The sequence below is a fragment of the Mannheimia kashgarensis genome (assembly GCF_041807705.1).
In the GTDB taxonomy this organism is placed as follows: domain Bacteria; phylum Pseudomonadota; class Gammaproteobacteria; order Enterobacterales; family Pasteurellaceae; genus Mannheimia.
This window is the reverse complement of sequence record NZ_JBGTYY010000009.1, coordinates 36,745-53,018: the sequence shown is the minus strand read 5'-3', so window position 1 is coordinate 53,018 and position 16,274 is coordinate 36,745. Positions and strand designations below refer to the sequence as shown.

The window sequence follows — 16,274 nt, the reverse complement described above, 5'->3', positions numbered from 1 at the left end:
TATTTACATATTTATCAGTAAATCATTGTGATTATTTATACTGCTCAAACCAACCTAGTCCTGAGGTGGTTTCCGCTCGTGGTTTATACTCACAACCCACATAGCCTTCATACCCGATTTCATCGAGTTTATTGAAAATATATTCGTAGTTAATTTCGCCTTCGTCTGGTTCGTGTCTATCTGGCACAGACGCAATTTGAATATGAGCAAATTTGCCGTTTAATTTATCGGTTAAGCGAGAAAGATTGCCGTCCACATTCTGTGCGTGGAAGTAGTCAAGCTGCACAAAAACATTGTCTCGGTTCACTGCTTCTACAATTTCCAGCGTATCAAACTGGCTTTTAAGCAGATAATTCGGTTTCACTTCTGGGCTAAGTGCTTCAAGTAATACCTTAATGCCGTGTGGTTTAAATTTATCAGCGGCATATTGCACATTTTTGATGAAAGTTTGTTTATAGGCTTCACGATCTTCGCTTTCTGGCACGACCGCTGCCATAACGTGAACATTCTCACAACCTAATGCGAGGGCATATTCCAACGCTAAATCAATATCACGATGGCTATCAGCTTCACGCCCCGGAATGGCAGAAACACCCCATTCACCTTGAGCAACATCGCCGGCTGCGGTATTGAACAACACCTGTTTTAAGCCATATTGCTCAAGTTTGGCTTTCAATTCTGCTGCCGGATAATCATAAGGCCAAAGGTATTCAACATATTTGAAACCAGCCTTTGCTGCCGCTTCAAAACGATCTAAAAACGGCACTTCGTTAAACATCATTGTGAGATTTGCTGCAAATTTAGGCATTTTATTTTCCTCTGTTTTTCAGGTCGTTCACTTCATCATCAGTGAGATAACGGACTTTCTGACCTTGTAGAATAAAATGAAGTTTGGCGGTTTCTTCCAGCTCTTCAGTGTTATCCACCGCATCAACCAAATCTGAACCAGTTACCACAACACCGTGATTTGCCAGTAAAAACGCTTTGCCATCTAAGGCTCTTTCGCCTAACTCACGGGCAATATTGCTATCGCCTGGGCGGTAGTAAGGAATGACGGGCAGTTTACCCACACGCATTACATAGTATGGAGTGAAGGCTTTCATTGCGTTGTCAGTATCTAGATTTTCCAAGCACGAAAGTGCAGTTAAATAAGTAGAGTGAAGATGTACGATTGCTTTGCAATGTGGATTTTTTTGGTACATCGCCAAATGGAAAATCGATTCTTTAGAAGGTTTATCGCCTTCAAGAACATTTCCTTCCATATCAAGGACTGAAAGGCGATCCGCCTGTAGTCGCCCAAGTGATGAGCCTGTTGGCGTAACTAAAATACGATTTTCATCTAAACGAACGGAAAGGTTGCCCGCTCCGCCTACGGTATATCCTCGCTCAAATAAAGAGCGAGCGAGGTTTACCATTTCAATTTTTTGTTCTTGTTCGGTCATTGGTACATTCCTTGTGCATAAGAGAAGAAATCTTCTTTTCCGAAATTCCCTGATTTCAATGCAAGAAAAATTGGTTTTTCAACCGCTTGTAACCACGGCACACCCGGTGCAATTTGTTTACCGATGTGGAAACCGCTAAATCCGAGCTGTTGAACCACAATGCTTGAGGTTTCGCCACCAGCGGTAATAAAGTTAGTTACACCTGCTGCTTGCAGCTTTTCTGCTAGTTTGGCAAAGGTATTCTCAATGGCGTGGCTGGCTTTATCGCCGCCGAATTGGTTTTGGATCTCTTTAAGTTGTTCTGGCGGAACAGTTGCATAAACCAGAGGAGCTAGTTCGCCATCTAAATTCTCAAGCACCCATTGGTAGATTTCTTCTACATAGTTCGGATTGTTAATCGCTTTTTCTGCCTCTAAGAAATAGCTTGGGGCTTGTTGCTTATAAGCATTTACTTGGCTATTCGTCATTACTGAGCAAGAACCTGAAAGCACAACGGTTTTGCCTTTGCTTGGTACAAATGCTTGAGTTCCTTTCTTGCCGCCTGAGCGGTAAGCCGCCATATAAGCCCCTAAACCTGAGCCACCTGTAACTAATTTGAAGTCAGCAACCGCTTCAGCAAGTACCGCAAGTTGTGAATTGTCTGCGGCATCAACAACGGCATATTTGTAGCCCTGTGCTTTTAATTCTACAAAGCGAGCTTTCACACGTTCTGCCCCTTGAATCACATCAGCATAGGCGACTAAACCTGTTTTACCTTGAGATTGAGCGTCCATTAAACGCACTAAGTTGGCATCTTTCATTGGGGTAATTGGATGGTTACGCATACCTGATTCACTTAACAGCACATCACCAACGAATAAGTAGCCGTTAAAGATCGTACGACCATTGATAGGCAAGGCTGGCGTTACTACGGTGAAATCAGTTTCTAATGCTGACATTAACGCATCGGTAACTGGGCCGATATTGCCTTTTTCGGTACTGTCAAAAGTTGAGCAGTATTTGAAATAGAATTGTGTGCAGCCGTTTTGTTTTAACCATTCAAGGGCAGATAAAGATTGTGCAATCGCCTCATCAACCGGGTTTGAGCGAGATTTCAAACTAATTACAATCGCATCAACTTCACCGTTTAATGCCGTTTTTGGTACACCGTTCATCTGTACGGTGCGTAAGCCATTTTCAACTAAGAAGCTGGCAATATCGCTCGCACCAGTAAAATCGTCTGCAATAATGCCTAGCATTAGTTGCCTCCTTTTTTCGGTAGCTCAATACCGCTGAAAATTTTGATGACCGCACTGTCATCTTCTTTGCCGTAACCTGCGTTGCTTGCTTCGGTAAACATTGAGTACGCTGTGCTTGCTAAATGGAGTGGGAAGCGTAATGATTTTGCTGTGTCATTCACTAAGCCTAAATCTTTTACGAAAATATCTACCATTGAAAGTGGGGTGTAGTCGCCATCAACAACGTGTTTCATACGGTTTTCAAACATCCAAGAGTTACCTGCAGCGTTAGTTACTACATCGTACATCAGATCTAATGGAATACCTGCACGAGCAGCTAATGCCATCGCTTCTGCACCTGCGGCAATATGTACACCAGCTAATAATTGGTGGATAATTTTCACCGTTGCACCTAAGCCAATTTCTTCGCCGATGTTATAGACTTTTCCTGCAACGGCATCTAAAACAGGTTTTAGTTTCTCAAACGCTTCACTTGAGCCTGATGCCATCACGGTCATTTCACCTTGTGCTGCCTTAGCTGCACCACCTGAAACAGGGGCATCTAACATAATTAAGCCAAGATCTGTTAATTTCTGTGAAATACCTTTCGCATCTTGTGCAGAAATGGTAGATGAAACCATTACTACAGTACCCTTTTTCAAATGTTGTGCTAAACCGTTCTCGCCGAATAGCACAGCGTTCACTTGGTTGGCATTCACAACTAATAACAGTACTGCGTCTAAATCAGCTGCAAACTCAACCGCACTATTGCCAACACCTTTTGCACCGGCTGCTTTTAAGGTTTCTAAGTAAGTTGGATTTAAATCTACACCGTAGGTATCTAAACCTGCTGCGATACAAGATTTTGCAGCACCCATACCCATTGCACCTAAGCCGACAACGGCAACGCTATATTTTTGACTCATTGTTTATTCCCTCAAATAAATTAATGAACTTGATGGGCGTATATTAACCAATCAAAAAGATAAAATCTGTGACAAAGATCACAAATATTAACAATTAATGTTAAATTTTGTTATTTTAAGTTTGGGAGCTAAATCTGATATAATTTGTTACAACAACTAAAATTAGGCGAAAAAATGATTCCTATCGAACGACAACAAAAGATATTGCAATTTATTAATAATAATGGGGTGGCTAGCATTCAATTTTTGGCAGATAAGTTAAATGTGTCGCATATGACTATCCGCCGTGATATTCAAAAACTTGAAGATGAAGGCAGAATTTCATTGGTTTCAGGTGGGGCTCAATCTGTTGAGCGATTAGCGGCTGAGTTACCACATATTGATAAATCAAGTTTATTTCACGATGAAAAATCCGCCATTGGTACTTTAGCAGCAAAGTTGATTTCAAACCATACTACGGTGTATCTTGATGCAGGAACAACAACCTTAGAAATTGCTCATCAAATTGCAGAGAGAAAAGATCTACTGGTTATTACAAATGACTTTGTAATCGCTCATTATCTTAGTAATGCAGGAAAATGTGATTTAATCCATATAGGTGGGAGTGTTTGTAAAGAAAATTTTTCAACAACAGGCTCTCTTGCCGCGGAGTTTCTTAAAAACCTTTCTATTGATATTGCCTTTATTTCAACTTCATCTTGGAGCTTGAAAGGTTTAACAACGCCAAATGAAAATAAAATTCCTGTAAAAAAGGCGATATTACAATCATCAAAAGAAAATATTTTAGTAACTGATTCATCAAAATACGGCAAAGTGGCTACTTTTTTTGTTTGCCCTTTAACCGTATTTGATCAAATTATTTGCGATAACGGCTTGTTTGAAAATGTGCAAGATGCTCTTAAAGGGCTTGACGTTAAACTAAATATTGCACAGTAATTAACTCTCCCACCTATGTTCTAATTTATTCGCCAATAATGAAAGTGGGTAGCAAATTAAGAAATAAAGCACGAAAATGAGCCCATAGACAAAAAAAGAAGCATTCGGGCTGGTTAGTAGTGAGTTTTCAATAATCTGTTGCCCTACTTTTACCACTTCAATCACCCCAATGAGTGCAGCGAGTGAGCTGGTTTTAATCATTCGAGTAAAGAGATTAATCGCACTTGGCAGTAGTCGGCGAGTGCCTTGCGGTAACTCAATGTAGCGGAAAATCTGCATACGAGTTAAGCCGATTGCTTTGGCGGATTCGATTTGGTGTTTTTCGATTGAAGCTAAAGCCTCTCGTACTAAATCGCCCATTTCAGCTGTTCCCCATAAGGTAAATACCCAGATACAAACCCAAACACCGCTAATGTGAATATCTAACCAAGTTGATAGTCCAAAATAAAGCATAAAGAGCCAAACTAAGATTGGCACAATGCGTATTGTTTCGAGGTAAAAACGAGCAAATCCGCGTACAATCAGGCTATTTGAACGCATAATCAAGCCAAATAATGTGCCGAAAATGAGCGATAGTGCAACGGATATAAAAGAGATTTTAGCCGTGAGCCATAGCCCTTGAGCCAATCGAGCGGTATTTTGCCCTTCCCATAACCAATCAAACCCCATATTTTGCCTTCCTTACTCTGTTTTCAAAATGACGGACTAAAAGCGATATTGGTAGCAAAATAATTAAATAAGCAATGAATAGCATAAATAACGCTTCGTTGGTTTTGTAATCCATTCTGGTAATGTCTTTAGTTACAAATAATAATTCCGCTACAGCGATAGCACTAATAACAGAGGTTTCTTTAATTAAAAAGAGTATATTTGCCCCAACGGCAGGAATTGAAACCTTGTGGGAAAATCATATATCGGAAGATTTGGTAGGGCTTTAAGCCGATGGATTTTGCCGCTTCCATCTGCCCTTTCGGAATAGCTTGTAAACCTGCTCGTAGGCTTTCTGCCATATAGCTAGAACCTAGAAAAACTAACGCAATCACACCACAGGTGAAACCGTCCCACTTAATCCCGATTTTCGGTAAGCCGTAGTAAAGAAAAAAGAGTTGAATAAGCAAAGGCGTGTTACGCGAAAGCTCTATATAACCTTTTGCAATACTATCAAGCGGTCTTATTTTGTAAGTGGTAATAACGGCAATAATCAACCCGAAAAAGAGAGAAAGAGAAATTCCCCAAAAGGAGAGTTGCAAGGTAAGCCAAGCTGCATCTAAAAATTTGGGAATACTGTTATAAATATAAGTGCAGTTCATATCGCATAAACATTTTTGGGATAATAATGGCTATTGTGCGAGAGGTAAAATAAAAAGGGAAAGAATTAGAAATACTTTTTTATAGAAATTAGTTATAAAAAAGTCAGCACATTGCTGTGCTGACTTTTTCGTTTGAATTATTGCCCGTAGTAAGCGTTTTTACCGTGTTTACGCAGATAGTGCTTATCTAACAACTCTTGTTGCATTGGCTGAATATCAGGACGAATTTGATGGCTGATAAAATTCATATAGGCAACTTCTTCCATTACTACTGAATTATGTACCGCATCGTGTCCGTTTTTACCCCAAGAGAATGGACCGTGCGAATGGACTAACACGCCCGGAATAGACATCGGCTCAATGCCACGAGTGCGGAAAGTTTCTACAATTACACGCCCTGTTTCTAACTCATATCCACCCGCAATTTCTTCAGGAGTCATTTTACGCGTGCAAGGAATAGCACCATAGAAATAATCGCCTTGTGTTGTGCCGAGTGCTAAAATATCTTTACCTGCTTGAGCCCAGCCCACCGCATTGCGTGAATGCGTATGCACCACGCCGCCAATATCTTTAAATTCACGATAAAGCTCTAAGTGAGTTTCAGTATCAGAAGATGGCTTTTTATCACCATATACACAGTTGCCTTGTAAATCAACCAGTACAATATCTTCCACCGTCATTTCATCATAGTCCACGCCTGATGGTTTGATGGCAACAATGCCTGTTTCACGGTCGATTTCACTTACATTACCCCAAGTGAAAGTGACTAAACCGTGTTTTGGTAATTCCAAATTCGCTTTTAAAACACGTTCTCTTAATGCTTGTAATGCTGGTGTTAATTCAGCTAATTGAGTCATAGCGTGAAGCCTCCTTCTTTCATTTTTTGTTCAATCCAACGGCGAGCGTTAATAATCTCCGCAATTGGCTCTTCTGCTTTTTCTGTCCACATTTCGATTAAAAATGCACCACGATAATTTAATTCAGCCAGCGTTTTAAAGCAAGCAGCAAAATCTACACAGCCATCACCAAATGGCACATCACGGAATTGCCCTTTGCAGGTTTCTGTTACTTTATAAGTATCTTTTAAGTGGATTGCTGAGATCTTATCCATTCCTAATTTAAGTTCTTCCGCTACGTTATCATTCCACGCAGAAAGATTGCCTAAATCAGGATAAACGGTAAACCAAGGGGATTTGATAATATCATCCCATTTTTTCCAACGAGAGATAGAACTCATAAACTTGGTATCCATAATCTCCACCGCAATGGTTACTTGGTTGCTTGCTGCAAGTTCTACAGCCCATTCTAAGCCTTCTTGGAAGCGTTGGATTGTGCCTTCGTCCTGCTCTTCATAATAAACGTCATAGCCTGCTAACTGAATGGTGCGAATACCGAGATCCACCGCTAACTGAATTGCTTTTTCCATAATTTCATAGGCTTTTTGGCGAGTAGCTTCATCACGAGAACCGAATGGGAAACGGCGATGCCCTGATAAGCACATTGATGGAATAGTTACACCAGTATTGATGATGGTTTTAACTAATTTCGCACGCTCTTTTTTGCTCCAATCTAAACGAGCTAAGCGTTCGTCTGTTTCATCAATAGAGATTTCAACAAAGTCAAAACCGCAGGCTTTGGCGATGGAAAGTCTATCTTGCCATGAAATATTTTTTGGCAAGGCTTTTTCGTAAATACCGAGTTTGTGTTTTCTCATAATTTTCCTTGAAATAATATTTTGTTTATTTGATATGATATTAAAATTGAGTATGAGCGTAAATTACTTCTGCCAAATCTCTCCTAACCCCTCTTTGCTAAAGAGAGGAGCTGATCTCCATAAAATTTCTATTCATCTTTTATTATTTAGCTTAAAAAAGCCCAGATGAACTTTAAATTTACTCCGATGGGTCACCCCTCTTTAGAAAAGAGGGGAGGGGGAGATTTGATGTAACGCCATTACGCCAAAATAATCTCTAATCCTTTCGCTTTCAATTCCTGAATAATGGTTGGATCAGCTTCTTTGCCTGTAATCAATAAATCAATTTTATTGAATTCTTTAAATAACATACCGACTTTTTTGCCCAGTTTGGTACTATCGAGTAACACAACATAGCGTTCAGCGTGCTTTGCCATTTGTTGTTCAGCGTTGGCAATGATCATATCGGTTTTAAATAAACCTTCGGTGGTTAGCCCTTTACCGCTGGTAAACATTGTAGTTGCGGCATAGCTGAGTTCATTTTGTGTGTTGAGTGAGAGCATTACTTTTTTATTTTTATTATATTGCCCACCCATAATCACTACATCATCGTGAGAGCCTTCAATCAGCTGATTTGCAAGCGGTAAATAATTGGTAATAATTTGCAATTTTTGCCCACACAGCACATTGCCGAGCATTTCCATTGTAGAGCCGCAAGTTAGGATTAAACTTTCCCCATCTTTACATAAACGCCCAGCGGCTTCGGCAATACGTTGCTTTTCTTCCGCATTGTTGGTTTTTTTAAGTTCTTTATTTGATGGCGAAAAAATGGCTTCCGCCCCATTTCGTACTTTTTTTAATTTGCCTTGCTCATTTAATTTACTGATGTCTCGACGTGCGGTGGCAGGCGAAATATTTAGCAACTGCATAATATCAGCAGTTGAAAGGACTTTCCGTTCGCCTAACAGTGTTAATAATTCTTTATGTCTGTAGCTTTCGTTCATTATTCCTTCCTTGTTTTCATTGCTATTGTAAGTTGTAATGAACCCTAAAGATAGAGGCGAATTAAATTCACCTCTAAGTTATCATTATAGCATTGATTTAAACTGAATATTTGGTTCTTGCTCAAAGCAATCATCGAAACCACGAGGGTGATGATATTCAATTAAATCTTTATCACGAGGGTAAACATATTTGCCGCCTACTTCCCAAATGAATGGGTGGAATTTGTATTGTAAGCGGTCTTTACGCATACGCCATAAATCAATAATTTCTTGCGTGCTTGCCATAAAGTTTGTCCAAATATCGTGGTGAACAGGAATGATAACTTTACAACGTAAGCATTCTGCCATACGCAATAAATCAATTGAAGTCATTTTGTCGGCAATACCAACAGGGTTTTCGCCATAGTTGTTTAATGCAACATCAATATCGAATTGTTTACCGTGTTTAGCAAATTGGATTGAGTAGTGAGAGTCCGCACCGTGATAAATATTACCCCCTGGTGTTTTGAACACATAGTTTACCGCTTTATGTCCCATTTCTTCATCAGATGGGCAAAGACCTGCTAATTCGCCACCACGTTCTTCAGCACCTTCAACAGGTAAAGTCACTAAACAAGTACGGTCGAAAGAATCCAGTGCGTGAATTTCTACGTCTTTTAACTTCACCACATCGCCCGGTTTCACCACAATAATGCGCTCTTCCGGCACACCCCATTTTTTCCATAATTCCGCACAATGCCAAGGGCCAACAAATTTAACGTGATCTAAGTTAGGATTATTGCAAATAGCTGCGGCTACGTTTACATCAATATGATCTGAATGGTAGTGAGAGGCAAGAATGAAATCCACTTCGTTAATCGCAAACGGATCTAATACCATTGGTTGAGCTCTTAAATTTGGTTGTAGTTTGCGAACACCTGCCATATTCGCCATTTGATGCCCTCGCACCATATCTTTTACTTTCTTGGTCGATTTACCACGACCACACCACAAGTCCATACAAATGTTTGCACCAGCAGGGGTTTTGATCCAAACGCCCACACAACCTAACCACCACATTGCGAAATTGCCTTCTGGCACAACTTCTTCTTCAATTTCTTCGTTTAACCAAGTCCCCCACTCAGGAAAAGTTGAAAGAATCCAGCTTTCACGGGTGATTTCTTGAATTTTGCTCATTGTGAACTCCTGTTTTGTTCATTTAAAGAATAATTTAATCACAAATAATCATATATAATCACACAAAAATAGCCAACTACTTTTTTTAAAAAATGTGATCTAAGTCTAATTTTAGTATTTATTTTTGTAGATATTAATTTAGCTATTTGTTATTTATTTGTTTTTTTAATTGTTAATGTATTTATTTACTCTTTAGGATATAAAATTAAATAATCATAATGAATAAAAATAAAATGTGATCTTGTTCACAAATAATAAGAAATAATCTTTTTTAATCTAATTAGAGCGTTTATCATTTTGTCGCTGCCTTTAATAGGCTATATTTCCCTCAAATTCAAATCTCTCAAAAAGAGGCTAAATTATGGATTTTTTAACTGAAATTCTCCTTTTCTTAAAGGATCAGGTGTTAAATAAAGCACCTTTCTTATTAGGTATTGTGGCTTGCTTAGGCTATATCCTACTAAAAAAAGATACATCTACTATTCTAAAAGGTACGATTAAAACCATCGTTGGTTTTATGATCGTGCAAGCAGGTTCAGGATTCCTTGTAACAAACTTTAAGCCTGTAATTGATGGCTTGGCAAAATATCATCAACTTGCCGGGGCGGTAATTGACCCTTACACCAGTATGCAATCCACCATTCAAACAATGGGTGAAAATTATGCTTGGGTTGGCTATGCGGTAATTGGAGCGCTATTACTAAATATCTTATTCGTTGTCTTCCGCCGTTTAACGGGTATCCGCACCATTATGCTAACAGGGCATATTATGTTCCAACAAGCAGGTTTGGTAGCGGTATTCTATATGATTATCGGTGCTTCATTTTGGGAAACGGTTATTTACACCTCTGTGTTAATGGCTCTTTACTGGGGGATTTCTTCCAACATTATGTATAAGCCAACCCAAGCGGTAACCGGTGGTGCAGGTTTCTCAATCGGTCACCAACAACAAATTGCCTCTTGGATTGCGGTCAAACTGGCGCCAAAACTCGGTGATAAAAACGACACTGTGGATAAAATGAAGCTCCCTAACTGGCTGAATATTTTCCACGACAGTATTTCTGCCACCGCATTAGTAATGACCATCTTCTTTGGAATCATCTTACTTTCATTCGGTTTAGATAACTTAAAAGAGCTTGCGGGCAAAACTAACTGGTTTATGTACATTCTTGAAATGGGCTTGAAATTTGCGGTCGCAATTCAAATTATTGTAACCGGTGTGCGTATGTTCGTTGCTGAACTTTCCGAAGCCTTCAAAGGTATCGCAGAACGCTTAATTCCAAACTCTGTATTAGCGATCGACTGTGCGGCAATTTACGCATTCTCGCCAAATGCGATGGTATTCGGCTTTATGTGGGGTGCTATCGGTCAGTTTGTGGCTGTGGGCGGCTTGCTTGCGGTTGGTTCTCCTGTGTTAATCATTCCGGGCTTTATCCCAATGTTCTTCTCTAACGCAACCATTGGTGTATTTGCAAACCAATTCGGTGGTTGGAAAGCGGTGATGAAAATCTGTTTTGTGATGGGGATCATTGAAGTGCTAGGTTCAGCTTGGGTTATCCAAATGTTAGCGAGCCAAGGCACAACCTTTAACGGCTGGATGGGTATGGCTGATTGGGCATTGTTCTTCCCACCAATCTTACAAGGTATTGTGAGTATTCCGGGCTTCTTCTTTGTAATTGTAGCAGCTTCATTAGTGTATATGTTCTTTGCATCTAAACAACTTCGTGCGGAAGAAGCGGAAGCGGCAGCAAAAGGCTTAACCCTTGAGCAATTAGATGGATACGGCTTAGATGATGTAAAAGCAGAAGAGCCAAAAGCAGAAAGCGTGGTTCAACAAGCGGTCGAAAATACTGAAAATTCTGCAAATCCGGTTCGTATTCTTGCTGTATGTGGTTCAGGTCAAGGCTCATCAATGATGATGAAAATGAAGATCAAAGGCTACTTAGACAAACGTGGTATTCCTAATATTATGGATTCCTGTGCCGTAACCGATTACAAAGGCAAATTAAGTGAAGTAGATATTATTGTATCTAGCAAGCACTTAGCCAATGAAATTGACGTGCCAGAAGGTAAATCAGTATTAGGCGTACAAAATATGTTAAACCCAAATTCATTCGGCGATGAATTAGTTGAATTAATCAACAAACATCAGGCAAAATAAGGATAACTAGGAGCAGTTGTTGCCCCTATATCAACTTATCTAATAAATATAGGAAGCATCGAATGAAGAAACTTCTCTCTACAATTTTTATTCTTTCAGCAGTCAGCGTGGCGGTTGCCAAAGAGGTAAACATAAAACTGCTCGGGACTTCCGATGTTCACGGTCGGATTGTGCCGTGGAGCTACGGAGCCGATGTGGAGGACAAATCCGGCTCATTCTCGCAAATTTCCACCTATGTGAAAGAGGTGCGGGCAAACCACAAAAATGTGTTGCTGTTTGATATTGGCGATGCGATTCAAGATAACCAAGTCGAAGAGTTTGCCAAAACCTTAGATCGTGCCAAAGAAGCTCATCAAAAAAGGCGGTGTCTGGGAAGGCCAAACAATCCCAACCCTGTGGGAATCGAAAGTGGCAATGGGATCTGAAAAAGGCACAATCCAAAATATGCTGATTGATTATATTAGCAATGTTAAAGGCGGAAAGATTGAGGGTAACTCACATCACCGCTGGGCAATTATTGGTTTGAATTAAAGTATTAAAGGACATTCTATGAACTTAAAACAATCTCTTATTGAAAACAATTCGATTCTTCTTAATCAAAAAGCAGAAAACTGGAAAGAAGCCATTAAACTAGGCACAGATTTACTTGAGAAATCAGGTGCGATTGAAACACGTTACTACGATAACATTATCAGCAAAGTTGAAGAAATGGGGCCTTACATCATTCTTGCTCCGGGTTTGGCAATGCCACACGCTCGTCCAGAAGAAGGGGTCATTAAAACATCTTTTGCGTTAGTCACTTTAGCCGAGCCTATTTATTTTGATGGCGAAGATGAGCCTGTTTCGGTGTTATTCACACTTGCAGGGAGTGATTCAGACCGCCATATGCAAGGCTTAATGGAAATTACTCAAGTTTTAGACGATGAAGAGAGCGAAACAGGGGTAAATTTAGAAAAAGTGTTAGCCTGCAAAAATGCTGATGATGTTTATGCGATGATTGATAACGTATTGAACGGCTAAGAATTAACGAATTTTAAAATCCACAGAGGAATATTAATATGTCAAAACCTTTACTACAAATCGCATTAGATTCACTGAGTTTAGAAAAAGCCGTTGCTGATGCAAAACAAGCTGAAAATCTTGTTGAAATTATCGAATGCGGCACAATTCTTGCTTTTGCTGAAGGTATGAAAGCGATTTCTACCTTGCGTGCATTACACCCGAATCACATCATTGTGTGTGATTTAAAAACTACAGACGGCGGCGCAATTTTAGCCAAAATGGCGTTTGAAGCAGGTGCGGATTGGCTAACCGTTTCAGCGGCAGCTCACCCAGCAACCAAAGCAGCTTGTAAAAAAGTGGCTGATGAGTTCAATGCGGCTCACCCAGAGCTTAAAGTGAAAAAAGAGATCCAAATTGAAATCTACGGTAACTGGACGGTTGAAAAAGATGCGAAAGAGTGGGTGGAATTAGGTGTTACCCAAGCGATTTACCACCGTTCTCGTGATGCGGAATTAGCAGGTAAAGGCTGGACGGCAGAAGACATTGAATTAATGAAACAGCTTTCTGATTTAGGCATCGAAGTGTCTATCACAGGCGGTATTGTGCCAGAAGATATTCATCTGTTTAAAGAGATCAAAAATGCCAAAGCCTTTATTGCAGGCCGTGCTTTAGTGGGTGAAAAAGGCAAACAAACTGCTGAAGCTATTCGTGCAGAGATCGATAAATATTGGAGCTAAATAGCCCTAAAAAAGAAATTGAGTTCTAACTGTCCATTAGAACTCAATTTTTTATGCGTTGAAAATAGCTTTATTTAGCTCTTGCCATTTTCCATAATCTTGCCACATTTTCTGCGGTTGAAATCAAGTTTTCTTTACCAAGTTTCAACGTCTCTTCCAAGCTATTGAGCTGGCGGATAATCGGAAATACCGCATCAATGCCGTGTTGGTAAACCACAGGGTAATCTTCCCGTAAACAGCCAACAATCGCAATCACAGGTTTGTTAAACTGTTTAGCCGTTTTCGCTACGCCAACAGGTGTTTTGCCTGCGATGGATTGAGCGTCCATTCTGCCTTCACCTGTAATCACTAAATCGGCACTCGCCACTTTGCTGGCAAGCTGGGTGGCTTCAATAATAATTTTCACACCCGAACGCAACGTGACATTTGGCAACAACAGTAAACCGCCACCCATTCCACCAGCCGCCCCTGCCCCTGCGGTATCGGCTATATTCACACCAAGCTGGACTTGAGCTTGTTTGGCGAAATGGCGGAGGGCATTATCTAAGGTTTTGACCATCTCAGGTGTTGCTCCTTTCTGCGGTCCGAAAATGGCGGAAGCCCCTCGCTCACCACATAATGGATTATCCACATCGCACGCCACTTCAAAAGCGACTTGCGATAAGCGTTTATCTAAATCGCTTAAATCAATCTGCTGAATTTGGCTTAACGCTTTGCCGCCAAAACCGATTTCTTGCTGCTGTGCATTTCGGAATCTTGCACCTAAGGCTTGCAGCATTCCTACCCCGCCATCATTAGTGGCACTGCCACCAATGCCGAGAATGATTTTTTCCACGCCAAAATCGAGTGCAGCTTTAATCAGCTCGCCTGTGCCATAGCTAGTAGTAATCAGCGGATTTCGTTCGTCGTTCGGCACAAGATGTAAACCACTTGCCGCCGCCATTTCAATAAAGGCGGTTTTTTTATCGCCCGACAGCCCGAAAAAGGCTTCCACTTGGTTTGCAAGCGGTGCTTTTACGCTGATTTTTTGCAAATTACCTTGAGTCGCATCAATCAGCGATTGCACCGAGCCTTCGCCGCCGTCTGCCATTGGCACAAGTTCATATTCAGCATTCGGAAAAATGCGGGAAAAGCCCGTTTGAATTGCCTGAGCCACCTCTAAGGCGGTCAGGCTCTCTTTAAATGAATCGGGAGCAATTACAATCTTCATCATACTTCCTTACAACAATACTAATGAGAGAAGATACACAGTCAGAATACCCACCACGCCCATAATAAAGGTTAGCGTAGTTTGGGTACGATAGCCTTGCTGTGGTGTGAGTTTGGTAAAGTTCGTTACCACCCAGTAGTAGCTGTCGTTAGCGTGGGAAACACACATTGAACCTGCGGCAATTGCCATCACAGTTAGAGCTGCTGCCATTTCGCTGGTTAAACCTAAGGCATTCATTAGCGAGTCTGGGGCGTTGAACATTCCCATAATAGACGCTGTTGTGATAATCGCCACCGTTGAGCTGCCCTGTGCGGTTTTCAAAATGGCTGAAATCAAGAACGGGAAGAAAATCCCTGCGGTGCTGATAATATGAGCATTTTGTTTGATGTAATCCACAAAGCCTGCTTGCGTAATCACACTACCTAACACCCCACCTGCGGCGGTAATGAACAGGATTGGGCCGACTAATTTCAAGGTGTCGTTAGTTAAGCTGTCAAACTCTGCCATTTTACCGCTTGACGCGAGTAGGAAAATAGCAAACACCACACCCACTGCAAGAGCAATAATCGGATTTCCGACAAACTGTAAGAATGTGCCAAAATCGCCACTTACCCCTGCAATTTTTGCGATAGAACCTAATGCCATTAAGATAATCGGCACAAAAATCGGGGCAAGGCTTAAAAAGCCACTCGGTAATTTGCCGTAGTGTTTGAGTAAATCTTCATAACTTTGGCTGATGACTTTGTCCGCTTCCGCTTCTTCGGCAATGCTCACTTGCTTGCCAATGTATTTAGCGAAGAAGTAGCTGGCAATCAGTACAGGAATAGAGACCACAACGCCCATTCCGATAACCAATAATAAGTTATTGCTTAATCCTACTGCACCCGCAGCTGCAATCGGACCGGGTGTCGGAGGAATAAAAACGTGAGCAGCATATAAACCGGCACTCAGTGCAACTGCCATTCCAACCGGATTTGCCAAGATTTTTTTACGAATCGCTTCACGGATTGGGTTTAACACCACAAAACCGCTATCGCAGAAGACAGGGATACCAACCACCCAGCCCATAATCAGCATCGCAAGTTCAGGGCGTTTTTGCCCTACCACTTTTACCACCATATCAGCCAGTTTCAGAGCTGCCCCTGTTTTTTCCAAAATCGTACCAATAATCGCCCCAAAGATGATGACGATACCGATACTTTTGAAGGTGTTACTAAACCCCTCGCCTATAATAGACGGAATTTTCGCCAGCGGTAAGCCAGCTAGAAGAGCTAACGCCAATGAAATCGACATTAACGCTAAGAAAGGGTGAACTTTCAGTTTAGCAATCATATAGATCATAATGATGATTGCCACCACAAAGGTCAGAATAAGTGCAATACCAGACATAATCAGTCTCCTCGTTGTAGAATAATCGACTCATTATTGGCGATATGCGGGTAAAAATCTTTATATAAAAT

General features: G+C 40.8%; 16 protein-coding genes and 2 pseudogenes. 6 read left to right on the top strand and 12 right to left on the bottom strand.

From position 1 onward, the window contains the following. Nucleotides 1-31 precede the first annotated feature (31 nt). From otnI to ltnD, 4 genes are read right to left on the bottom strand one after another with little or no spacing between them, the layout of a single operon-like run. On the bottom strand, nucleotides 32-808 hold the full coding sequence (gene otnI / locus ACERCF_RS05815; protein WP_373624950.1) for a 2-oxo-tetronate isomerase: 777 nt from the start codon (nucleotides 806-808) through the stop codon (nucleotides 32-34). 1 nt (nucleotide 809) lies between these two features. Further along, the gene (gene otnC, locus ACERCF_RS05810; protein ID WP_373610167.1) at nucleotides 810-1,442 is read right to left on the bottom strand and encodes a 3-oxo-tetronate 4-phosphate decarboxylase; all 633 of its coding nucleotides are present in this window, start codon (nucleotides 1,440-1,442) and stop codon (nucleotides 810-812) included. Next, entirely contained in the window at nucleotides 1,439-2,680 is a 1,242-nt protein-coding gene (otnK, locus tag ACERCF_RS05805; RefSeq protein WP_373624949.1) for a 3-oxo-tetronate kinase, read from the bottom strand. Before otnK ends, otnC begins: the two co-directional genes overlap by 4 nt. Then, a complete protein-coding gene (ltnD, locus tag ACERCF_RS05800; protein ID WP_373624948.1) occupies nucleotides 2,680-3,585 on the bottom strand; it encodes an L-threonate dehydrogenase in 906 nt (301 codons plus the stop codon). The genes otnK and ltnD overlap by 1 nt, the downstream gene beginning before the upstream one ends. Nucleotides 3,586-3,759: 174 nt before the next feature. Between ltnD and ACERCF_RS05795 the strand changes: the two genes are divergently transcribed. Then, on the top strand, nucleotides 3,760-4,521 hold the full coding sequence (locus tag ACERCF_RS05795; protein ID WP_373610170.1) for a DeoR family transcriptional regulator: 762 nt from the start codon (nucleotides 3,760-3,762) through the stop codon (nucleotides 4,519-4,521). On the opposite strand, the gene ACERCF_RS05790 is transcribed toward ACERCF_RS05795, so the two are convergent. The 6 genes and pseudogenes from ACERCF_RS05790 to ulaG all read right to left on the bottom strand — a co-directional run bounded on the left by ACERCF_RS05790 (nucleotide 4,522) and on the right by ulaG (nucleotide 9,704). Then, nucleotides 4,522-5,190: an amino acid ABC transporter permease gene (locus ACERCF_RS05790; RefSeq protein WP_373624947.1), complete on the bottom strand. Its 669-nt coding sequence runs from the start codon at nucleotides 5,188-5,190 to the stop codon at nucleotides 4,522-4,524. After that, nucleotides 5,180-5,831, bottom strand: a pseudogene (locus ACERCF_RS05785) (amino acid ABC transporter permease). Before ACERCF_RS05785 ends, ACERCF_RS05790 begins: the two are co-directional and overlap by 11 nt. A gap of 137 nt (nucleotides 5,832-5,968) precedes the next feature. Next, on the bottom strand, nucleotides 5,969-6,688 hold the full coding sequence (locus tag ACERCF_RS05780) for an L-ribulose-5-phosphate 4-epimerase (RefSeq protein ID WP_373624946.1): 720 nt from the start codon (nucleotides 6,686-6,688) through the stop codon (nucleotides 5,969-5,971). Further along, a complete protein-coding gene (locus ACERCF_RS05775; protein ID WP_373610174.1) occupies nucleotides 6,685-7,545 on the bottom strand; it encodes an L-ribulose-5-phosphate 3-epimerase in 861 nt (286 codons plus the stop codon). The genes ACERCF_RS05780 and ACERCF_RS05775 overlap by 4 nt, the downstream gene beginning before the upstream one ends. A gap of 239 nt (nucleotides 7,546-7,784) precedes the next feature. Then, nucleotides 7,785-8,528, bottom strand: a complete 744-nt coding sequence (gene ulaR / locus ACERCF_RS05770; RefSeq protein ID WP_373624945.1) for an HTH-type transcriptional regulator UlaR — start codon at nucleotides 8,526-8,528, stop codon at nucleotides 7,785-7,787. Nucleotides 8,529-8,612: 84 nt separating this feature from the next. Continuing rightward, complete coding sequence (gene ulaG, locus ACERCF_RS05765; RefSeq protein ID WP_159628895.1) at nucleotides 8,613-9,704, bottom strand: L-ascorbate 6-phosphate lactonase; 1,092 nt, start codon at nucleotides 9,702-9,704, stop codon at nucleotides 8,613-8,615. A gap of 361 nt (nucleotides 9,705-10,065) precedes the next feature. On the opposite strand from ulaG, the gene ACERCF_RS05760 reads away from it, so the two are divergent. From ACERCF_RS05760 to ACERCF_RS05740, 5 genes and pseudogenes are all read left to right on the top strand, one after another. Continuing rightward, a complete protein-coding gene (locus ACERCF_RS05760) occupies nucleotides 10,066-11,865 on the top strand; it encodes a PTS ascorbate-specific subunit IIBC (protein WP_373624944.1) in 1,800 nt (599 codons plus the stop codon). A 62-nt stretch (nucleotides 11,866-11,927) separates the two neighbouring features. After that, a pseudogene (locus ACERCF_RS05755) lies at nucleotides 11,928-12,194 on the top strand (bifunctional metallophosphatase/5'-nucleotidase); the annotation flags it as partial. An 85-nt stretch (nucleotides 12,195-12,279) separates the two neighbouring features. Then, a complete protein-coding gene (locus tag ACERCF_RS05750) occupies nucleotides 12,280-12,396 on the top strand; it encodes a Ser/Thr protein phosphatase (protein ID WP_373610287.1) in 117 nt (38 codons plus the stop codon). A gap of 18 nt (nucleotides 12,397-12,414) precedes the next feature. Then, nucleotides 12,415-12,885, top strand: coding sequence for a PTS sugar transporter subunit IIA (locus ACERCF_RS05745; protein ID WP_373624943.1), 471 nt, complete (start codon nucleotides 12,415-12,417; stop codon nucleotides 12,883-12,885). Nucleotides 12,886-12,923: 38 nt separating this feature from the next. Further along, nucleotides 12,924-13,604 (top strand): 3-keto-L-gulonate-6-phosphate decarboxylase UlaD, encoded by a 681-nt coding sequence (locus tag ACERCF_RS05740; protein ID WP_373624942.1) that lies wholly within the window; start codon nucleotides 12,924-12,926, stop codon nucleotides 13,602-13,604. Between the two features lie 70 nt (nucleotides 13,605-13,674). Here the strand turns inward: ACERCF_RS05740 and ACERCF_RS05735 are convergent, their stop codons facing one another. Together ACERCF_RS05735 and ACERCF_RS05730 are read right to left on the bottom strand one after the other, a co-directional pair. Next, nucleotides 13,675-14,814, bottom strand: a complete 1,140-nt coding sequence (locus tag ACERCF_RS05735) for a glycerate kinase (RefSeq protein WP_373624941.1) — start codon at nucleotides 14,812-14,814, stop codon at nucleotides 13,675-13,677. A 9-nt stretch (nucleotides 14,815-14,823) separates the two neighbouring features. Further along, on the bottom strand, nucleotides 14,824-16,203 hold the full coding sequence (locus ACERCF_RS05730) for a GntP family permease (protein WP_373610180.1): 1,380 nt from the start codon (nucleotides 16,201-16,203) through the stop codon (nucleotides 14,824-14,826). Between the last annotated feature and the right edge of the window lie 71 nt (nucleotides 16,204-16,274).

Coding starts and splice junctions, on each gene's coding strand:
- otnI (WP_373624950.1), bottom strand. CDS start 808: ATGCCTAAATTTGCAGCAAATCTCACAATGATGTTTAACGAAGTGCCG.
- otnC (WP_373610167.1), bottom strand. CDS start 1,442: ATGACCGAACAAGAACAAAAAATTGAAATGGTAAACCTCGCTCGCTCT.
- otnK (WP_373624949.1), bottom strand. CDS start 2,680: ATGCTAGGCATTATTGCAGACGATTTTACTGGTGCGAGCGATATTGCC.
- ltnD (WP_373624948.1), bottom strand. CDS start 3,585: ATGAGTCAAAAATATAGCGTTGCCGTTGTCGGCTTAGGTGCAATGGGT.
- ACERCF_RS05795 (WP_373610170.1), top strand. CDS start 3,760: ATGATTCCTATCGAACGACAACAAAAGATATTGCAATTTATTAATAAT.
- ACERCF_RS05790 (WP_373624947.1), bottom strand. CDS start 5,190: ATGGGGTTTGATTGGTTATGGGAAGGGCAAAATACCGCTCGATTGGCT.
- ACERCF_RS05780 (WP_373624946.1), bottom strand. CDS start 6,688: ATGACTCAATTAGCTGAATTAACACCAGCATTACAAGCATTAAGAGAA.
- ACERCF_RS05775 (WP_373610174.1), bottom strand. CDS start 7,545: ATGAGAAAACACAAACTCGGTATTTACGAAAAAGCCTTGCCAAAAAAT.
- ulaR (WP_373624945.1), bottom strand. CDS start 8,528: ATGAACGAAAGCTACAGACATAAAGAATTATTAACACTGTTAGGCGAA.
- ulaG (WP_159628895.1), bottom strand. CDS start 9,704: ATGAGCAAAATTCAAGAAATCACCCGTGAAAGCTGGATTCTTTCAACT.
- ACERCF_RS05760 (WP_373624944.1), top strand. CDS start 10,066: ATGGATTTTTTAACTGAAATTCTCCTTTTCTTAAAGGATCAGGTGTTA.
- ACERCF_RS05750 (WP_373610287.1), top strand. CDS start 12,280: ATGGGATCTGAAAAAGGCACAATCCAAAATATGCTGATTGATTATATT.
- ACERCF_RS05745 (WP_373624943.1), top strand. CDS start 12,415: ATGAACTTAAAACAATCTCTTATTGAAAACAATTCGATTCTTCTTAAT.
- ACERCF_RS05740 (WP_373624942.1), top strand. CDS start 12,924: ATGTCAAAACCTTTACTACAAATCGCATTAGATTCACTGAGTTTAGAA.
- ACERCF_RS05735 (WP_373624941.1), bottom strand. CDS start 14,814: ATGAAGATTGTAATTGCTCCCGATTCATTTAAAGAGAGCCTGACCGCC.
- ACERCF_RS05730 (WP_373610180.1), bottom strand. CDS start 16,203: ATGTCTGGTATTGCACTTATTCTGACCTTTGTGGTGGCAATCATCATT.